This is a genomic window from Spirillospora sp. NPDC048823 (assembly GCF_043198445.1).
Classification (GTDB): domain Bacteria; phylum Actinomycetota; class Actinomycetes; order Streptosporangiales; family Streptosporangiaceae; genus Spirillospora.
Genome location: NZ_JBICUT010000010.1, coordinates 103,980 through 118,561, shown reverse-complemented (window position 1 = coordinate 118,561; position 14,582 = coordinate 103,980). Strand labels below are relative to the sequence as shown.

Annotated in this window: 14 protein-coding genes and 1 pseudogene; 9 read left to right on the top strand and 6 right to left on the bottom strand. The window is 71.5% G+C overall.

Annotated features, from left to right (window positions below; translation table 11 throughout):
* Window positions 1–6: 6 nt before the first annotated feature.
* On the top strand, window positions 7–873 hold the full coding sequence (locus ACGFK0_RS23150; protein ID WP_392907915.1) for a universal stress protein: 867 nt from the start codon (window positions 7–9) through the stop codon (window positions 871–873).
* 144 nt (window positions 874–1,017) lie between these two features.
* On the opposite strand, the gene ACGFK0_RS23145 is transcribed toward ACGFK0_RS23150, so the two are convergent.
* Window positions 1,018–1,434 (bottom strand): Hsp20/alpha crystallin family protein, encoded by a 417-nt coding sequence (locus tag ACGFK0_RS23145; RefSeq protein WP_392907912.1) that lies wholly within the window; start codon window positions 1,432–1,434, stop codon window positions 1,018–1,020.
* A gap of 295 nt (window positions 1,435–1,729) precedes the next feature.
* Between ACGFK0_RS23145 and ACGFK0_RS23140 the strand changes: the two genes are divergently transcribed.
* The 3 genes and pseudogenes from ACGFK0_RS23140 to ACGFK0_RS23130 all read left to right on the top strand — a co-directional run bounded on the left by ACGFK0_RS23140 (window position 1,730) and on the right by ACGFK0_RS23130 (window position 6,056).
* Complete coding sequence (locus ACGFK0_RS23140) at window positions 1,730–2,605, top strand: universal stress protein (RefSeq protein ID WP_392907910.1); 876 nt, start codon at window positions 1,730–1,732, stop codon at window positions 2,603–2,605.
* Window positions 2,606–2,755: 150 nt separating this feature from the next.
* A pseudogene (locus ACGFK0_RS23135) lies at window positions 2,756–3,175 on the top strand (putative PEP-binding protein); the annotation flags it as partial.
* 190 nt (window positions 3,176–3,365) lie between these two features.
* Window positions 3,366–6,056, top strand: a complete 2,691-nt coding sequence (locus tag ACGFK0_RS23130) for a cation-translocating P-type ATPase (RefSeq protein WP_392907908.1) — start codon at window positions 3,366–3,368, stop codon at window positions 6,054–6,056.
* Window positions 6,057–6,107: 51 nt separating this feature from the next.
* Here ACGFK0_RS23130 and ACGFK0_RS23125 read toward each other — a convergent pair whose 3' ends face one another.
* Both ACGFK0_RS23125 and ACGFK0_RS23120 read right to left on the bottom strand, forming a co-directional pair.
* A complete protein-coding gene (locus ACGFK0_RS23125; protein WP_392907905.1) occupies window positions 6,108–6,500 on the bottom strand; it encodes an STAS domain-containing protein in 393 nt (130 codons plus the stop codon).
* 165 nt (window positions 6,501–6,665) lie between these two features.
* Entirely contained in the window at window positions 6,666–6,962 is a 297-nt protein-coding gene (locus tag ACGFK0_RS23120; RefSeq protein WP_392907903.1) for an SHOCT domain-containing protein, read from the bottom strand.
* Between the two features lie 286 nt (window positions 6,963–7,248).
* On the opposite strand from ACGFK0_RS23120, the gene ACGFK0_RS23115 reads away from it, so the two are divergent.
* Window positions 7,249–7,812: a hypothetical protein gene (locus ACGFK0_RS23115; protein ID WP_392907901.1), complete on the top strand. Its 564-nt coding sequence runs from the start codon at window positions 7,249–7,251 to the stop codon at window positions 7,810–7,812.
* An 82-nt stretch (window positions 7,813–7,894) separates the two neighbouring features.
* On the top strand, window positions 7,895–8,749 hold the full coding sequence (locus ACGFK0_RS23110) for a universal stress protein (RefSeq protein ID WP_392907898.1): 855 nt from the start codon (window positions 7,895–7,897) through the stop codon (window positions 8,747–8,749).
* A gap of 87 nt (window positions 8,750–8,836) precedes the next feature.
* On the opposite strand, the gene ACGFK0_RS23105 is transcribed toward ACGFK0_RS23110, so the two are convergent.
* Window positions 8,837–9,376 carry a flavodoxin domain-containing protein gene (locus tag ACGFK0_RS23105; protein WP_392907896.1) on the bottom strand — a complete coding sequence of 180 codons (540 nt, stop codon included), beginning with the start codon at window positions 9,374–9,376 and terminating at the stop codon, window positions 8,837–8,839.
* 179 nt (window positions 9,377–9,555) lie between these two features.
* Here ACGFK0_RS23105 and ACGFK0_RS23100 point away from each other — a divergent pair, with 179 nt between their 5' ends.
* Together ACGFK0_RS23100 and ACGFK0_RS23095 are read left to right on the top strand one after the other, a co-directional pair.
* Window positions 9,556–10,440: an ATP-binding cassette domain-containing protein gene (locus tag ACGFK0_RS23100; protein WP_392907894.1), complete on the top strand. Its 885-nt coding sequence runs from the start codon at window positions 9,556–9,558 to the stop codon at window positions 10,438–10,440.
* A complete protein-coding gene (locus tag ACGFK0_RS23095) occupies window positions 10,437–12,086 on the top strand; it encodes a hypothetical protein (RefSeq protein ID WP_392907892.1) in 1,650 nt (549 codons plus the stop codon). Before ACGFK0_RS23100 ends, ACGFK0_RS23095 begins: the two co-directional genes overlap by 4 nt.
* 396 nt (window positions 12,087–12,482) lie before the next feature.
* Here ACGFK0_RS23095 and ACGFK0_RS23090 read toward each other — a convergent pair whose 3' ends face one another.
* A complete protein-coding gene (locus ACGFK0_RS23090) occupies window positions 12,483–13,382 on the bottom strand; it encodes an alpha/beta hydrolase family protein (protein WP_392907890.1) in 900 nt (299 codons plus the stop codon).
* Between the two features lie 116 nt (window positions 13,383–13,498).
* On the opposite strand from ACGFK0_RS23090, the gene ACGFK0_RS23085 reads away from it, so the two are divergent.
* A complete protein-coding gene (locus tag ACGFK0_RS23085; RefSeq protein WP_392908266.1) occupies window positions 13,499–14,080 on the top strand; it encodes a TetR/AcrR family transcriptional regulator in 582 nt (193 codons plus the stop codon).
* A gap of 58 nt (window positions 14,081–14,138) precedes the next feature.
* Here the strand turns inward: ACGFK0_RS23085 and ACGFK0_RS23080 are convergent, their stop codons facing one another.
* Complete coding sequence (locus tag ACGFK0_RS23080; RefSeq protein WP_392907887.1) at window positions 14,139–14,534, bottom strand: VOC family protein; 396 nt, start codon at window positions 14,532–14,534, stop codon at window positions 14,139–14,141.
* Window positions 14,535–14,582: the final 48 nt, after the last annotated feature.

Here is a 14,582-nt window from a genome sequence, read left to right as displayed (position 1 = left end):
TTGACCATGTCCGATCCGATCGTTGTCGGTGCCGATGGCTCGGCGCCGTCGGAACGCGCCGTGGCGTGGGCGGCCGATGAGGCGGCTCGATACGGGCGCGACCTGATGATCGTGCACGCGGTGGAGAGATGGCCGTTCGACGTCCCGCTGAACACCGCGCCCGGGGAGGTCGGCTCGGTGTCCCGGGCGGGAGGTGAGGTGCTGGCGGGCGCCGAGCGGATCGCGCACGCCCGCCGTCCCGAGGTGCCGGTGAGTACCGAGTTGGTGTCCGGGCGCACCGTCCGGGCCCTGGCCGAACACTCCGGGAGGGCGTTCGAGCTGGTGGTGGGGCATCGCGGCCTCGGCGGTTTCGCCGGGCTCCTGCTGGGGTCGGTCGGGCTCGGGGTCGTCCGGAACGCCGCTCGCCCGGTGGTGCTGGTACGCGGCGAGCCGGCGGCCGAGCGGGCCGAGATCGCCGTGGGCGCCGGCCTGGAGGACGATTCCGCGACCCTGGAGTACGCGTTCCGGGCCGCGTCGGTGCGGAACGCCAGGCTTCGGGTCGTGCACGCCTGGCCGTTCCCGGAGGCGCTGGACGGCCCCGGAGCGGGAACCGACCTGCGGCGCATCCAGGAGCGGGCCCGGTGGCGCGTCATCGAGGCGCACGCGCCGATGCGCAAACGCTTCCCCGGCGTGGACGTCGTGGAGGACATCGTCCAGGACAACCCCGCCGCCGCCCTCGTCGCCGCGTCACGCGACGCCGACCTGGTGATCGCGGGCTCACATCCCCTTGAGAGGTCGCCGGTGCCGCGCAGCCACGCGGTGACGCACGCACTCATCCACCATGCGCACTGCCCTGTCGCGGTCGTCCCCGTCACGCCCGCGCAGGAGCGGTGACCGCAGAAGCGCGAAGGAGGCCCGGCCCGCCGGGCCTCCCTCCTCGTGATCTCGTGACCCTTCTTCGTGACCCTTCTTCTGGCGCGGACACAACAAAGGGCACCGGATCGATTGCTCGATTCGGTGCCCTTTTTTCTGGTGCGGTTACTTCTCGACGGTGATCCGCTTGGCCTCGGCCTTGGTGGCCTTGGGCATCGGCACGCGGACGGTGAGGATGCCCTTGTCGTAGGACGCCTTAATGTCGTCGATGTCGGTGTCGGACGGGAGGGTGAAGGACCGGGTGAAGGAGCCGTAGTGGAACTCCGACCGGTGGGCCTCCCTCTTCTCCTCGTGGCGTTCGGCGTGGATGCGCAGGACGCCTCCGGTGACGGTGATCTCCACGTCCTTGTCGGGGTCGATCCCCGGCAGCTCCGCGCGGATGACGTGGGCGTCGTCGTCGAGGTAGTTCTCGACCCGCATGGTCTGGCCGACCCCGGCGCGGAACATGGTGAACGGGGACTCGATCCAGTCGAACAGTTCCGGGAAGATGCCGCGTGTCTCGCGCCGCTCCAGTGCGCTCATGATGCCTCCCTCGGCTTGGGCCGGAGGTATCCGCCGGCGGGGAGCCATCGGTTCCCCTTCATCGCCGGCGGGGTGCCCACGTTCATGCTGCCTCCGGGGGAGAGCGGCTCCCACGGCCATGAGTCACACCCGGCCGGGACCAAAGTCCATCCGAGCCGGCCGGGTCAGGCGCCCGGCGTCGTCCCGCCGTGCCGGAGCGGGCTCCCAGGGCCGAAGGTCCACCGGATCGGCGGACCCACGCCTCTGAATACCGCGGCCGCGATCGGTGAGGCTCGGAAGTCAGGAGGTGACCTCGATGGACCGACGACCTGTCCTGGTGGGTTTCGACGCTTCACCGGCCGCCGAAAGGGCACTGCGCTGGGCGGCCGCCGAGGCGGCCCTGCGCGGCGTGCCCTTGCACATCTGTCACGCCTGGACCTGGCCTTATCCGCTGAGCCCGCAGGACGAGGATGCGCTGAAGATCGTTCGCAGCATGGCGGCTCTGGCGCTGGACGACGGCGTCCGGCTCGCGCGGGAGGCGGTCCCCGGCTTGGACGTCCGGCCGCTGCTGGCGAAGGGCAGACCACCCGGTGCGCTGCTGGACGCCTCGGCGGACGTGGCGCTGATCGTGATCGGCGCGCGGGGGGCGGGCGGTTTCGACAAGCTGCCGCTCGGCTCCACGGCCGTGCATGTCCCGGCGCACGCCGACCGTCCCGTGGTCGTCGTCCCCGCCCATGAGCCGGCGCACGGACCGAAGCGGATAGTCGTGGGCATCGATGGTTCTCCGGCGAGCGAGGCCGCGCTGCGGTTCGCCCTGCAGGAGGCCAGGCTCCGGGGCGCCACGGTCACGATGGTGTGCGCGTGGTGGGATCCCGCCGCGCTCCCCAGCCCCGACCGGCTGCCGTTCACCGACCCAGAGGCGATCAAGGAGCAGGCCAAGGCGCGGTTCGCCGCCGCTGTCACCCCGTGCCTGGCCGACTATCCCGATGTCGCGGTGGAGCGCAGGTTCGTCAGGGAACGCGCGCAGCGCGTCCTGGCCGACAACGCCCGGGACGCGATGTTGCTCGTGGTCGGCGACCGTGGGATCGGGTCGTCACCCAGAACCCTGCTCGGCGCGGTGACCAGGTCGGTGCTGCATGAGGCGCCGAGCCCGGTCGCGGTGGTCCATGAGCGTTACGCGGCAGGGGCCTGATCGTCGGGCGCAAGTCCTTCCAGCGGCCCAGGGACGAGGGAGTCGCGCTGATCAACGCGATCCAGGACGTCTACCTCGACGGCACCGTCACCGTCGCCTGAGCGAGCGTGCCGCGATCCCGCGGCGTCCAGGACGCCACACCCACGGGCGGCGCAGTTCTTCTCCTTCGGCACCAACGACCTCACCCAGACCACCTGGGGCTTCTCCCGGGACGACGTCGAAGGCGGGTTCTTCACCGTCTACCTGGACAAGGGCGTCTTCGGCACCTCGCCCTTCGAGACCCTGGACCGCGACGGCGTCGGCCGCCTGATCGAGATCGCCGCGGCGGAGGGCCGGGCCCGGCGGCCCGGCCTCGAACTGGGCGTCTGCGGTGAGCACGCCGGAGACCCGGCATCGGTGCGGTACTTCCACCGGGTGGGACTGGACTACGTCTCCTGCTCGCCGTTCCGGGTGCCGATCGCCCGCCTGGAGGCCGGCCGAGCCGCCGTCCTGGGGGGGCGGCCGAGCAGAGCACGGACGGTGATACGCGCTGAGGCCCGCACCCCCTCCACGTCGGGAAGACGGTGGTGAGGGCCAAAGAACCTGCAAAGGGGACTTTCGACACCGTGCCGCCTCGATGTCGCCTCGGCAGGCTGTAGGTGCTGGACACTCACGGCTGGAGGTCATCGATATGGTCGACTCCACACGATTCCCGGCGGAGCATCGGGACACGCCTCCCGGAAGCGGCTGGGACCCCTGCCCGCGCCGCCTCCGCTGAGCCATGTCGACCAGACGGCATCACACCCGCACCGCGACCGGCGCGGCCGAGACGGGCGCCGATCCGCGGGAGCCGCTCCCGCTGCTCCGCAAGGAACTGGGCACCGGCGACCAGGGCCTGTCGGGACGTGAGGCGGCCCGGCGGCTTGCCGTCTACGGGCCGAACCAGGTCCGGCGGCGCGAGAGACGTTCGCTCGCGCGCCTGCTGACCGCCCAGCTCGCGCATCCGCTGGCACTGCTGCTGTGGGGTGCGGGTGCGCTGGCGTTCGTCGCCGGAGTGCCTGTGCTGGGATGGGCGATCCTCGCCGTCATCCTGGTCAACGCCGTGTTCGCGCTGCTACAGGAGCATCAGGCGGAGCGGGCGGTGGAGGCGCTGGCGGCCTATCTGCCCGAGCGGGCTCACGTCATCCGGGACGGACGTGAGCAGGCGGTGGAGGCCGCCGGGCTCGTCCCGGGCGACCTCATCGTGCTGGCCGAGGGCGACAAGGTTCCCGCGGACGCTCGGCTGACGGACGGGGCGGTGGAGATCGACCTGTCGATGCTGACCGGTGAGTCGGCCCCGATCGAGCGGACGGCGGCCCCGGCGGAGCAGGACGCTCCGCTTCTGCGCGAACCGAACCTGGTGTTCTCCGGGACGACGTGTACCGGCGGCGAGGCGCGGGCGATCGTGTTCGCGACCGGCGGGCACACCGAACTCGGCCGCATCGCCGCGCTCAGCCAGCGCGCGCCACGCGGCGACAGCCCGCTGGAGGTCCAGGTCAAGAAGGTCGCCTGGCTGATCGCTGCGGTCGCTGTCGGCATGGGCGCGGTGTTCCTGCTGATCGGCGCGCTCGTCGGGCTGCCGCTGCGGGACGCGTTGATGTTCGCGATCGGGCTGCTGGTCGCCAACGTCCCCGAAGGCCTCCTGCCCACCATCACGCTCGCCCTGGCGGCCGGCGTACGCGTCCTGGCCCGCCAAGGCGCGGTGGTCAAACGGCTCAGCGCCGTCGAAACGCTCGGCTCCACCAACGTCATCTGCACCGACAAGACCGGCACGCTGACCCAGAACCGGATGCGCCTCCAGGCCCACTGGACCCCGCGGTCCGGGGCCGTCTCCGATGCGGCACCGCCCGCCGAGCTCGCGCGGGCGATGACCGAATGCACGACCGTGTCCCATGGCGAGGACGGCGGGCTGCAGGGCGACCCCACGGAGATCGCGCTGGTCGAGGGGGCCGGGCCGGACGTCGCGGTGCGGCTGGCGGCCCGGGACGACCGGCGCCGCGCGATCTTCCGGTTCGACGCGCGGCTGCGGCTGATGTCCGTCGTCGCCCAGCACGATGACCGCCTCTCCGTCTACGTCAAAGGCGCACCCGAGGCCGTGCTGGCCCGCACGTCCGGCGGTGACCACGACGCCGTCCTGGCCGTCGTCGCCGCACTCGCGCACCGGGGGCTGCGGGTTCTCGCCGTCGCCATCCGCGACCTGCCCTCCGGCGCCGACGTGCCGAGGCGCCGGGAGGACGCCGAGGCCGGGCTCCGCCTTGTCGGGCTGGTCGGCCTGTACGACCCGCCGCGTCCGCAGGTCGCCGACGCGGTCCGCCGCTGCCACGACGCAGGATTGCGCATTCACATCGTGACCGGGGACAACGGTGCCACGGCCGCCGCCGTCGCAGCGGAGGTGGGCATCGGTGTTCCCCGCATGCACGTGGTCGCCGAATCGGAGCGCATTCACGACCACGAACTGGACGAGCTGCTGACCGGCGACGCTGAGATCGTCTTCGCCCGCTCGTCCCCGGAGACCAAGCTCAAGGTCGCCGACGCGCTGCGGGCCCACGGTCAGGTGGTGGCGATGACCGGGGACGGCGCCAACGACGCGCCCGCCCTGCATCAAGCCCACATCGGCGTGGCGATGGGACGTTCGGGCACCGACGTGGCCCGCGAGGCGTCCACGATGGTGCTGACCGACGACAACTTCGCCACGATCGTCACCGCGATCGAGTCGGGGCGCCGCGTCTACGACAACGTCCGCAAGTTCATCCTGTACATCTTCGCCCACGCCGTCCCGGAGATCGTCCCGTTCCTGGTGTTCGCGCTCAGCGGCGGCCTCATCCCGCTGCCGCTCACCGTGCTGCAGATCCTCGCGATCGACCTCGGCACCGAGACCCTCCCCGCCCTCGCGCTCGGCCGCGAACCCGCCGAACCCGGCGCCATGAAGCGCCCGCCACGCCCGTCCTCCCAGGGGGTCATCTCCCGCGACATGCTGATCCGAGCCTGGGGCTACCTCGGGCTGGTGTCCGCCGTCCTGTCCCTGTCGGTGTTCTTCTACGTTCTGTGGCGCGCCGGCTGGCACCCGGGCGACCCCACCGGGAGCGGCTCCGCGCTGCACCAGGCTTACCTGACCGCGACCACCGCCACCTTCGCCGGGCTGGTCACCTGCCAGATCGGCACCGCGATGGCCGCCCGCACCGACCACGCCTCCCTCCGCCAAGTCGGCCTGACCAGCAACCCCCTCCTGCTCGCCGGCATCGCCTTCGAACTCCTCTTCGCCGCCGCCCTGATCTACCTGCCGCCTCTGCAGAACCTGTTCGGCACGGCCGCCCTGCCCTGGGACGTCCTGGCCATCATCGCCGCATTTCCGGTCATCGTCTGGGGCACCGACGAACTCCGCCGCTGGAGCCGGCGCCGCACTCGTTCCCACGGTCAGGTCAACGGGCCGTGACGAGCGGCTGCGTGGCCGGGACCCGGACTTCTAAGCGTGTGGGTTCGCCGCTCACCGGGCGAAAGCCGACCGCGTTCTCCCAGCCGGGAACGGTGGCCGCGCGGGGCGCATGAACCTCTTGTCGAGCCCGGTGAGGCGCAGGAGCCTCGCGATCTGCGGACGGGCACCGGTCAGTGTCACGGCACCGCCACGGCGCCGCGCCAGAGTGTCGGCGGCGACGATCGCGGCCAATCCTCGCGCGTCGCAGAAGGTCAGGGCGGACGCGTCGATCAGGACGTCCGGTCCGCGTTCGTCGATCACGCGGGCCAGTTCGATCCCGAAATCGGCGGCGGTCGCGATGTCGAGCTCCCCGGCGGCCGCCACACGTGTCAGACCGGTCCCCTCGTTCTTGACCGAAGTCGTGAGCTGAGCGGACGCGCGCTCCCGGACGGCAATGACGCGCATGGCGGTTCCTCCCCGTGGGCCTTGCTGGTGACACCAGGCTCTGCCGTCGTCCACCGCGTCGCCAGGGACCAACGTCCCAACGCGGGTGTCAATCCGTGCGACGTGTCGCCGCCGAGGTCGCGCACGACCTCGGCGGCGGTTCTGCGGTAGGGCGAGGATCCGTTGTCATCGAAGTTTGGCCAGGCGCTCGTCGTACTCCTCGGTCTCGATCTCGCCGCGCGCGTACCGCTCGGCGAGGGTCGCGCGGGCATGGTCGAGACCGGTTTCCGCGGGACGTGCCGCCTGCCGGCGATTTCGCTCCGTGGCCCCGGCGACCAGCCACGCCGCCATGCCGATCACGAGGACCCAGGTGAGTACCATCGCGGCCGCCCACAGCCACATCCAGCCGGACCAGCCGCCGTTGCCCATGTGTCCCCAGCCGTCGCCGGGAGCGGCGACCACCAGGGCGTATCCGATGTTCATGGCCACACCTCCTGTCACCCTCAGCCTGCGAACTCCGTCCGCGCGCCTCCAGGGTCGAAGGTCCCGCAGGTCGGCGGACCCAAGCCCCTGAACGCCGTGCCGGCGGGCGGCGAGGCTCGAAAGCCAGGGGAGTGGCAAGGCTCGTGGCCCTTTTGAGGTCGTCATCTCGCCGGACGTGGGGACCTTGGTCCCGTTGATCGTGTGCCGAGCGGACCTACTGCGCAGGTGGGCGGCGTAGTTGAGTCGTAGGTGAAGCGATCAACGATGCGATGGAAGGTGAGAGGCGATGGCACTCTCCGAGCACAAGACCCACATCGGGCGGGACACTTTCGTCCGGGTGGTGCGGCCCAGGCCGCTGACCGAGTCGCCTGCGGCGCGGTATGTGTGGGCGGCTGCGCGGCTGGCGCTGGGCTGGGTGTTCGCGTGGGCGTTCCTGGACAAGATGTTCGGTCTGGGCCACGAGACCCCCGCCGCCAAGGCGTGGGTCGACGGCGGCAGTCCCACCGAGGGGTTCCTGGCCAACAGCCCTGAGGGCCCGTTCGCGGGGTTCTACAACGACATCGCGGGGGCGGTGTGGGCGGACTGGCTGTTCATGCTGGGCCTGGCCGGCATCGGCGCCGCGCTCATCCTGGGCATCGGGATGCGGCTGGCCGCGGTGGCCGGCACGGCGCTGCTGGTGATGATGTGGACGGCGGTCCTGCCCCCGGCGAACAACCCGTTCATGGACGACCACCTGATCTACGCGATCGTCATCGTCGGGCTGGCCCTGGTCAGCGCCGGTGACACCCTGGGCCTGGGCCGCTGGTGGGGCGAGACCCGCCTGGTCAAGCGGCTCCCCGTTCTCAAGTGACCGACCGCGACCGCGGAAGGGCGCCCATCGGCCGGTGGGCGCCCGTGACCGTAGGGCCGGCAGAGCAGGACAGGAGGACGTCATGAGCGACGTGGACGTGGTCGTCGGTTACGACGGAACAAGCGAGAGTGAACGGGCTCTGCGGTGGGCGGCCCAGGAGGCCCGGCTGCGGCGGCTGCCGCTGACGGTCTGCCATGTCTGGCGGTGGCCGTTCCCCATCAGCCACATCGACCACGAGGGCGTGGCCATCGTCCGCAGGATGGGCGGTCACCTGCTCGATCAGGGTGTGGCGCTCGCCGGCGACCTGGCCCCCGGTCTGCGGGTGCGCAAGCGGCTGGAGAAGGGCAGCGTCTACGCCGCGCTGGTGCACCTGGGACGGGACGCCGACATGATCGTGGTCGGCTCCCATGCCCCCGACGAGCTGCCCGTGGGGTCGGCGGCGCTCCGGGTGCCGGCCCGGGCGGATCGTCCGGTCGTGGTCGTCCGGTCGGCCGCCACGCGGGACGGTCTCGTCGCGGTGGGCGTGGACGGTTCGGCGGGCTCCGACGCGGCGCTGGCCTTCGCCTTCGAGGAGGCGGCGCTGCGCGGCTGGCGGCTGCGGGCGGTGTACGGCTGCTGGGAGCCTGGAGCGGCTCCCGGCGGGGACCTTTCCCTGTTCGGTGACGAGGACAGGCTGCGCCATGTGTGCGGGGCCGTGCTGGAGCGGGCGGTCGCGCCGTGGCTGGTGAAGTACCCACACGTCCAGGCCACGACGTCGCTGGTGCTGAAGTCGCCGCGGGAGGCGCTGTTCGAGGCCGCGCAGGACGCCACCTTGATGGTGGTGGGAGCCCGCGGTACCGGCGTGGTCGAGAGGCTGACCCTGGGGGCGACGAGCGATGCGCTGCTGACGCACGCCCCGTGCACGGTCGCCGTCGTGCCGAACCCGGCCGGATTCTGAAAGGCATGAGCGCGTCGGGGCCGGTGGCCCGGTTGCCCGGACCATCGACTCCTCGTCGGGTTCGCCGCGCCGGAGCGGCGCGATGACTCAGACGGCCGGCTTCGCCGCGGATGCCGGCCCACCGGACGCGAGTTCGCCGGCGACGGCCGACGCCCAGTCCTCGATCTCCGGCCAGTTCCGGTAGTCGCCGTAGCGCACTCCCAGGGCCTTGCAGGCCAGGTGTCCGGCGAAGGACATGTGCTCGCGCAGGAAGACGCCCGAGAAGAGCCGGTGTTGGCGGGCGCCGACCCTCGCATGGAGCTCGTCCGCCAGCAGGGCCTCCTCCTTGGGCCCGTAACCGCGCCAGGGGCCGCGGAGCGCGGCGGGCATCCCGACGCTGAACAGCCACACCGGGCGACCGGCCAGAACGTGGTGATGGCGTGTGACGAAGTCGCGTGCCTCGGGAAGCCACGCGCGGTTGTGGACGGCGCTGCCGAGCACGAATCCCTCGTATCCGCCGGCGTCCTCCACCTCGTCCATGGGGCGGACGTCGGCGCCGATGCCGCGTTCGGCCAGCGCCGCGCCGATCCGCTCGGCGATGCTGCGGGTGGACCCGTGCGTGGTCGCGTATCCGACCAGGATGGTCATGTCCTCACCTCCGGTCGCGGTTCTCACCACCAGGATCGGCCGGGGACACCGGGATCCGCCCCGGTCGTTGGCCCTCTATGGATAAGGACTTCCGGCCCTGAGAACCGGCCCGCTCACGCTCGAAGATGAAGGCCGGGCTCCTGCCTGGCGTCAGGAGCGGACCTGTGAGGAGGTGCGCGATGGCGGGGTCGGCGATCCGGACCGAGAGCCTGACCAAGCGTTTCGGCCGGGTACTCGCCGTGGACGGCCTGGACCTGGAGGTCGGCCGTGGAGAGATCTTCGGTTTCCTCGGGCCGAACGGAGCGGGAAAGTCGACGACGATCCGGCTGCTGCTCGGCCTCGCCCGGCCGACGTCCGGCAGGGCGTGGATCACGGAAGTGCCCGTCGGGGACGTCGAGCGCGCTCACCGCCACGTCGGCTACGTCGCCGGGGATGTGGCGGTGTGGCCGCAGCTGACCGGACTGGAGACGCTGACCTATCTGGGGAACCTTTCCGGGCGTGTCGACGTGCCGTTCCGCGACGAGCTCGTCGAGCGGCTGCGGTTCGATCCCGGGTTGCGGGCCCGTTCCTATTCCAAGGGCAACCGGCAGAAGCTCGCCCTGATCGCGGCGCTGATGACCCGGCCGGACGTGCTGCTGCTGGACGAGCCGACCTCGGGACTGGACCCGCTGATGGAGGCCGAGTTCCAGGCGCTGGCCAGGGAGGCCGCCGGCCGCGGGCAGACGGTCTTCCTCTCCTCCCACATCCTGGACCAGGTCCAGGACGTCTGCCACAGGGTGGCGATCCTTCGGGAAGGGCGGCTGGTGGAGGTCGCCGCACTGGACGACCTGCGCGGGCTGGGCGGCACGGTGCTGGAGGCGATCCTGGAGGGCCCGCCGCCCGATCTCGCCGGGGTGCCGGGGGTGACCGGAGTGGAGCCCATCGACGGCGGTGTGCGGGTGTCGATCACCGGATCGCCGTCCCCCGCACTGTCCCGGTTGAGCGCCTGCCCCCTGGTCCGGCTCCGCAGTCACGAGCCGACCCTCGAAGAGGTCTTCCTGAGCTATTACGAGGCGGAGAGATGAGCAGGACCATGCCGCTGCGCCGGGCCGCGGCGCGACCGCGTCCGGACGTGCGCCGCCACCGGGTGGACGCACGGCTCGCGTGGTTGACGGTCCGGCTGATCCGGCGCGGGGCGGGCTGGCTCGCCCTTGCCGTCGCCGTCTACGTCACGGTCGAGGTCGTCACCTACGAGCAGACGTATCCCGACACCGCCGCGCGGCAGAAGCTCGCGGTGCTGTCGGAGGATCCCGCCGTGCGGATGCTGCAGGGCGTCCCGCACGCCGTCGAGACGACCGGCGGTTTCGTCGTCTGGGACGCCGGCTGGATGCTGGCCGCGGTCGTCGGCATCTGGGCACTGCTGACCGCGGGTCGCCTGCTGCGCGGAGAGGAGGAGTCCGGCCGCGCCGAACTCCTCCTGGTGGCGCCGATACGTCCGTCCCGTGTGGTGCTGGTGCAGGTGGGCGTCCTCGCGGGTGCGGCGGTCGTGGCGGGTGCCGCGGCGGCCGTTCCCCTGGCCTTGATGGGGACCGGTGCGGCGGGCTCGGCCCTGTTCGGACTCGGGCTCGCCGGCTTCGCCGCGACGTTCGCGGCGGTCACGGCGGTGCTCGCGCAGATCTTCCAGGTGCGGCGCCGGGTGACCGCCGCTTCGGCCGCCGTCTTCGGGGCCCTCTTCCTGGTCAGGATGGCCGCCAACAGCGCCGACTCACGCGGGTGGCTGCGCTGGCTCACCCCGTTCGGGTGGCTCGACGACCTTCACCCGTACGGGGACCCGAACCTTGCGGCGCTCGCCGTCTCACTGACGGTCCCCGTCGTCCTCGGCGGCGCCGCCGTCGTGCTGCGGACCCGCCGCGACGCCGGGGGCGCGCTGATCAGCGAACCCGACCGCGCCCGGTCGCGGCTCCGGTCGCTCGGCGGCCCCGCGGCGTTCGCATGGCGCAGTACCCGCGGGATGCTGGCCGGCTGGCTGCTCGGCATCGCCGGATACGCGTTCGTGGCCGGCGCGCTGATCGCGACCGTCCTCGACCTCGTCGCCGACGACCCGACCTACCAGCGGGTCCTGGAGTCGCTCGGCTGGGACGCCGGCGACGTCTCCGACGGTTTCGTCGGCATCATGGGCATCCTCATCGGCCTGCTCATCGCCCTGTACGCGTGCTGGCGCATCGGTGCGGCCCGTGCCGAGGAAGCCGCCGGACGGCTCGACCACGTCCTCACCCGGCCCGTCACACGCCGCCGCTGGCTCGGCGGTCACGTTCTGCCGGCTCTGGCGTCGGCGCTGCTGCTCGCGCTGGCCGCCGCGCTCGCGATGTGGGCCGGCGCCGCCGCGACGGGCGCCGGCGTGAAACTCTCCGATACGCTCGCCGCCACCCTCAACCCGCTCCCGGTCGCCGCTCTGGCCATGGGGCTGGCGGTGCTCCTGTTCGGCGCCCGGCCCCGGCTGACCGTCCCCGGCTCGGTGGCGGCGGCCGTCATCGCCTACCTGATCGAGACGATCGGGCCCGCGCTGAACTGGCCGGACCCGGTTCTCGCCGTCTCCCCGTTCCACCACCTCGCGAAGGTCCCGGCGGAACCGTTCGAAACCGTCGCCGCCGCCAGCATGATCGTTCTGGCGGCGCTGCTCACCATGGCCGGGAACCTGCTCTTCGAACGCCGGGACCTCACCGGCGACTGAGTGGCCGCCGATGACGGCCGCGGCCGCCGATAGTGACATAAAGGTTGATAGTGGTCCAAGCATTCCGCCGTGATGACCTGGTGTCAGGCCAAAGGTCCCGACCACGGTTCGGCCGAGACCTTGGCGCCCGACCGCAACGGCTTCCGATCTGAATTTGACGTGGACCCGATGTCTGGGTAACTCGGGTCGATGACCCCGTCCTGATGGATGACGTTCCTGGCTACGAGCTGAAGCCCGATCCCCTCACGGCTCAGACGCTAGTTCGAGCCGGAGCGTACGCCGGGCGACGTGCAGGGCTTGAGCGCCGGGCCTTTGGCTGAGGCGGTACGGCCTCCGGGCGTTCCGCGATGGCGCCCGTCCGGGTGCGGTGCCGGCGCGGGTGGAGGCCGCTTGTCCCTACGTGGATTCGAGGCGGCCCAGGGTGTCGTCCACCGGTGCCGGCCAGGTGGAGTCCTTGAGGTCGAGGGCGTCGCGAAGGTAGGCCCACGTGACTCGCTGGATCAGTGCGACCCGCTCGGGGCTCTCGTCCGTCGTCTCCTTGGATTCGTGGCCGGTGATGCCGCCGAGCGAGTGCTCCGCGCCGAACAGTGTGAGCAGGCTCTTGCCGCCCGGGCTCAGGCGGTACGCGTCGGTGAACCAGTCCGGCCCCCGGACGGACATCGGGGAGTCGTCCCGGTCGCCCGCGACGACGAGGGCCGGGGTGGTCATGTCCGCGAAGCGCGGGCTCATGAAGGGGAAGTGCTCGGCCGCGAACGGAGAGAGGTCGGCTCCGCCCAGGCCGGTCACGGCCAGCAGGACGCCCGCCTGGACCCGCGGGTCGGACATGTCCTCTCCCGGGTCGCCGTCGGCGTCCAGGACTCGCGCCCCCAGCAGCGTGCTCGCGGTCTGGGCGCCCCAGGAGTGCCCCGCTGCGGCGATACGGCTGCGGTCAAGGCGTTCGGCCAGGCCGGGGACGGACGACTCCAGCAGGTCGAGATGATCGAGGGCGCGTTTGAGGTCCTCGACCCGGGACCGCCAGATCAGCGGCGTGCGGGGATCGTCGGATGGGAGGTTCAACGTCCGCGAGTCGAGGTGGGTGGGCTGGATGACGACGAAGCCGTGGGAGGCCCAGAAGCCGGCGAGCGGGTCGTAGCCGGTCGCCGACTGGCCGAAGCCGTGCGAGAAGACGATGACCGGCAGTTCGCGGCCGGTCGTGGGCGCGGAGACCCGAACCTGCAGATCGTCGCCTCGATCTGGGGCCGGCAGCGTGATGGGGTGCACCGAGACGACGGGCGTGGGGTCTGGCATTGCGTGCATGGCCGGTCCTTCGTTACTTGGCATTGGCCTGCCGTTCTGGAATCCTGTCAAGGCGGAACTTGGTTCCGGTAAATATACGGAACATGGTTCCGCTTTTCAAGGGGGTGACGGCGATGATGGCCGGCAAGGACGGCGAGCCGGGTTCCCCGCGCAAGCGGCGGGCTGATGCCAGGCGCAACGAGAAGGCGCTGCTGGAGGCGGCCGCCGCGGTGTTCGTCGCCTCCGGGGTCGATGCACCCGTGCGCGACATCGCCGCCAAGGCCGGTGTCGGCGTCGGCACCATCTACCGCCACTTTCCGACACGTGCCGAGCTCATCGTCGCGGTCTACCGGCATCAGGTCGAGGCGTGTGCCGCGGCCGGTCCGGCGCTGCTGGCCGAGAGCGCCACACCGCACGCCGCCCTGGCGGGCTGGGTCGACCTCTTCGTCGACTTCCTGGTCACCAAGCACGGCCTGGCCGAGGCGATGCAGTCCGACGATGCCGCCTTCCAGACGCTGCACGCCTACTTCCTCGACCGCCTCGTCCCCGTCTGCGCCCAGTTGCTCGCCGCCGCCGAGGCAGCGGGTGAGATCATCCCCGACATGGACGCCCTCGTCCTGATGCACGGCATCGGCAATCTCTGCATCGGCGCCGGCAACCCTGCCTACGACGCGCGCCGCATGGTCGGGCTCGTGATCGCCGGCCTCCGGCGGCGCTAGGGTTCCGCTCCGGGGCGAATCTTCCTCCATGACCGGGTGGGCGTCATCGCTCGCTCCGTCAGCCGGCAGGACCGAGCAGGTCCCATCGGTTGCCGGCGATGTCGAGAAAGACGGCGACCCGCCCGTACGGCTCGGTGCGGGGCGGAGTGACGAACTCGACGCCGCCGGCCGTCATGCGTTCGCGGGCGGCGTCGAAGTCGTCCACACGTAGAAAGAACCCCACACGGCCGGCGACCTGGTTTCCGATTGCGGCGGTTTGGTGTTGGCCGTCCGCGCGGGCGAGCAGAATGCCGGTCTGAGCGCCCGGCGGACGGACGACGACCCACCGTTTGGGGCGGCCGTCGTTGGTGCGTGAAGGCGAGTCTTCAACCAGGTCGAACCCCAGAGCGCCGGTGAAGTACTCGATCGCTCGGTCATAGTCGTCCACGACGATCGTGATCAGGTCGAGTCGCATCTTCGCGAGCGTATGGCCTGCCCGATGGCCTCGCCGGGGAACGAACCG